This window comes from Actinomycetospora sp. (assembly GCF_055612215.1).
The window spans coordinates 1-3,423 of sequence record NZ_JBVPVA010001081.1 but is presented as its reverse complement, the minus strand read 5'-3'; the positions used below and the strand labels follow the sequence as shown (position 1 = coordinate 3,423).

Here is a 3,423-nt window from a genome sequence, read left to right as displayed (position 1 = left end):
GGCACCCGCCTTGGACGCGAACACCGCCCAGCCACCGTCGACGGCCTGGTACATCACGGGGCTGAGGCGTTCGGTGCCGCTGCGGCGGCCGACGTGGTGCAGGAGGAGCAGTGGGGCGCCCTCGAACTGCCCGCCGACGTGTCCGCCGTGGGATCGGAAGTCCTCGATGATCTGCTGGTTCCAGTCGCTCACGGGTCCAGTGTCCTCGGCCGCGCGGGGGGTGTGATCACGGTGCCGGGTGCGGGTGAGGTCGTGGCCGGCGACGTGGACGCGGAGCTGCGCGCCGAGCTGGGCGAGGTCGAGCTGTGGACGGCGACCGCGACCGTGGGCCCCGGCGCGGCCGAGGCGGGCCGGGAGCGGCTCGGGCGGCTCTCCGGGTCCTTCCGCGCGGCCGAGCGCATCCGCGAGCGCGCGGGCCGGCTGCTGGACGTCTCCTACCTGGCGTTCGAGCGTCAGGTCGGCCTCGACCCCGGCGAGCCGCCCACCGCGATGGAGCGTGACGCGCGCGAGGTTGTCGTCACCGGGCAGCTGATGCCCGTGGACCCCTGCCACGACGTGCGGCTCGCGGTCCTGGCCGAGGTGGGGGTGCCGCTCGGGGTGCTCGACGCGCGCCGTACGCGGGGCCCGTGGGGCCTGCGGCCCGCCGTCGCCGGGGAGCGGTGGGGGCGGGACAGACGGCGCGGCGACGTCGTGCGCCCGGGGACGCTCGTCGTCGCGGACGCCGACGCCCCGGTGGCGCCGGTGGCCGGCGACCCGCCACCGTCGCTGGCCGCGGGACGGCGCAGCCGCGAGGTCGTCCTGTACGCGGTGCGGGCGCCCGGGATGGCGAGCTGGGAGGTCAGCGAGGCGGTGTGGCGGGCGGCGCACTACCTCTCCGGGGCCTGACGGTCGGTGGTCGTCGCCCTCGTGCGGGCAGCAGGGCGGGCCCGCCGGGGTGGCGCGACCCGGCCCGGATGGGGACACTCGGCGTTCCCCGACCGACCCCGGGAGGAGCGATGACCTCCATCGAGGAGCGCGCCGACGTGCTCGGCGCGCCGCCGGCGCACGCGCTGCCGGCTCCGGCCGAGCTGCCGGCGCCGCCGGAGCTGCCGGACCTCGACGCCCCCGAGACGCTCGCGGCGCGCCGCGGGCTGCGCGCCCAGATCGAGGCGCTGCACGAGGAGCTGCGGGCGACGCTCGAGGCGTCGTGGGCGCCCGAGACGCTCGCGGCCGCCGCGGGTCCGGCCGGGGTCGGCGACGTCCCGCGGCTGCTCGACCTCGGCGAGCTCGAGGTCGTCCGCGACGGTCTGCTCGCCGGGCTGGAGCACGTGCGCCAGGTCGCGGCCCGCCGCGCCGAGGGCCACGCGCGTGCCCGCGCGCTGCTCGAGCAGATGTACGCCGACCCGGACGCGCACCGCGGGGTCGCGCTGACCACCGACGACCTCGGGGTCCCGGGCTGCTGCCGCTGGTCGGTCAGCCCGGTGCTCGGCGTCGTCGGGCGGCTCGCGGGCTGGTGGCGGGTGAAGGTGTCCTCCGGCTGCCCTTGACGTTCGTCGGCCTCGACCTCGCTCACGCCTCGAGCGTCCAGCCCAGGGTGACCGGCGGGCCGCCGTCGCAGGGCACCACGGTCCACGCCTCCGGCGTCCACCGGAAGATCGCGTCCTGCCCGTACCGACGGGCGAGGGCGAGCGCCTCGGCGTCGTCCCACCCGACGACGGCCGCGGACTCCTCGGCGTGCGAGCCGTCCGCCGCCGACGCGACCGCGCGCGTCACGACGAGGCCACGGTCGGCCAGCTCGGCCTCCAGCGCCCGCTGCCGCCGGTCGTTCTCCGCGGCGGCGGGTCGTTCGGCGCCCGGGTCGTACGCGGTCAGCACGTGCACCGGGGCGGCCGCGAGCGGGTAGGGGCCCGGGCGCGGGGCCGGGCGCACGACGAGCCGTCGGCCCTGGAGCGCGTCGAAGACGACCTGCGCGCGGGCGTAGCCGGCGAACCGCGTGGCCCGGTCGGGCCTCTCGTCGCGGTCGGGCACGGCGCGCCTTCCTCCTCGCTCCCGGGGGGCGGACCACGCTGTCGGGGGGCGCGTCTAGCGTGCCGGTCGCAGGCTCGGAGACCGGGAGGGGGGAGCGGGATGACCCTCCACGTGCACCGCGCCGAGCGGGCGGACCGGCTGGCCGAGGCGCTGGCCGATGTGCTCGCCACACCGCCGGCCGACCCCTTCGCGCCCGACGTGGTCGCCGTTCCCACCCGCGGGGTGGAGCGCTGGCTCGCGCAGCGCCTCGCCCACCGCCTCGGCGCCACCCTCGGGGACGACGGCGTGTGTGCCCGCGTGGAGTTCCCCCCGCCCGCCGAGCTGGTGGCCCGCGCGCGCCGTCACGCCCACGACGACCCGTGGCGGCCCGAGCGCCTCGTCTGGCCGCTGCTCGAGGTGATCGACGCCTGCGCGGGCGAGGCGTGGTGCGCGCCGCTGGGCACCTACCTCGGCGTCGTGGGCGACGCGTCCGGCACCCGCGCAGGCCGGCGGTTCGCCGCGGCCCGCCACCTCGCCCGGCTCTTCGACGCCTACGGCGAGCACCGGCCCGCGATGCTGCGGTCCTGGGCCGCCAAGGAGGACGAGGACGGCGCGGGCGGCGAGGTCCCGGCCGACCTGCGCTGGCAGCCCGAGCTCTGGCGCCGCCTGCGCGAGGCGGTGGGCGTCCCGGGGCCGGCGGAGACGCTCCCGGAGCACTGCGCCGGGCTCGGCGGCGGCGACGGGGACCTCCCGGCGCGGCTCTCCTTCTTCGGGCCCACCCGGCTGGCCACCGCCCACCTGGAGGTCCTCGAGGCGCTCGCGCACACCCGCGAGGTCCACCTCTGGCTGCCGCACCCCTCGCCCGCGCTGTGGGACGCGGTGCGCGCCGCGGCCGGGGCGGGCGCCGGGAGGCGCCGCTCCGCCGACCCGACGGCGGGGGTCGCCGCGCACCCGCTGCTGCGCTCCCTCGCGCGCGACGCCCGTGAGCTGCAGCTGCGCCTGCCGCCGCCCGGGCCCGGCGTGGTCGACGTCCACCACCCGTCCACGGAGGCCGCGCCGACGACGCTGCTGGAGCGGTTGCAGGACGACCTGCGCCACGACCGCGCGCCCGTGCTCACCGACGTCGAGGGCGACCCCAGCGTCGTCGTGCACGCCTGCCACGGGCCGGACCGGCAGGTGGAGGTGCTGCGCGAGGCCGTCCTGGGCCTGCTCGCGGACGACCCGAGCCTGGAGCCCCGCGACGTTGTCGTCATGTGTCCCGACGTCGAGACCTTCGCACCGCTGATCACCGCGGCGTTCGGCGGCGCCGGGGACGGCGGGCACCCCGGGCACCGGCTGCAGGTCCGGCTCGCCGACCGCGCCCTCACCCAGGTCAACCCGCTGCTCGGCGTGCTCGGCACGGTGCTCGACCTCGCGGACGCCCGGCTGACCGCGAGC

Annotated in this window: 5 protein-coding genes; 3 read left to right on the top strand and 2 right to left on the bottom strand. The window is 78.7% G+C overall.

Annotated features, from left to right (window positions below; translation table 11 throughout):
- Positions 1-192, bottom strand: a 192-nt coding sequence (locus AC0CYZ_RS29185; protein ID WP_472221614.1) for a nitroreductase/quinone reductase family protein, incomplete at its 3' end; no start/stop codon positions are given.
- A gap of 60 nt (positions 193-252) precedes the next feature.
- Here AC0CYZ_RS29185 and AC0CYZ_RS29180 point away from each other — a divergent pair.
- Positions 253-885, top strand: coding sequence for a hypothetical protein (locus AC0CYZ_RS29180; RefSeq protein ID WP_472221613.1), 633 nt, complete (start codon positions 253-255; stop codon positions 883-885).
- Between the two features lie 110 nt (positions 886-995).
- A complete protein-coding gene (locus tag AC0CYZ_RS29175; protein WP_472221612.1) occupies positions 996-1,526 on the top strand; it encodes a hypothetical protein in 531 nt (176 codons plus the stop codon).
- 22 nt (positions 1,527-1,548) lie between these two features.
- On the opposite strand, the gene AC0CYZ_RS29170 is transcribed toward AC0CYZ_RS29175, so the two are convergent.
- Complete coding sequence (locus AC0CYZ_RS29170; RefSeq protein ID WP_472221611.1) at positions 1,549-2,007, bottom strand: DUF3293 domain-containing protein; 459 nt, start codon at positions 2,005-2,007, stop codon at positions 1,549-1,551.
- A gap of 99 nt (positions 2,008-2,106) precedes the next feature.
- Here AC0CYZ_RS29170 and AC0CYZ_RS29165 point away from each other — a divergent pair.
- Positions 2,107-3,423 (top strand): exodeoxyribonuclease V subunit gamma (locus AC0CYZ_RS29165; RefSeq protein ID WP_472221610.1); only part of this gene is annotated, 1,317 nt, incomplete at its 3' end.

Bases quoted from the DNA above. Each gene is read 5' to 3' on its own strand.
- AC0CYZ_RS29175 (WP_472221612.1), top strand. From the start codon at position 996: ATGACCTCCATCGAGGAGCGCGCCGACGTGCTCGGCGCGCCGCCGGCG.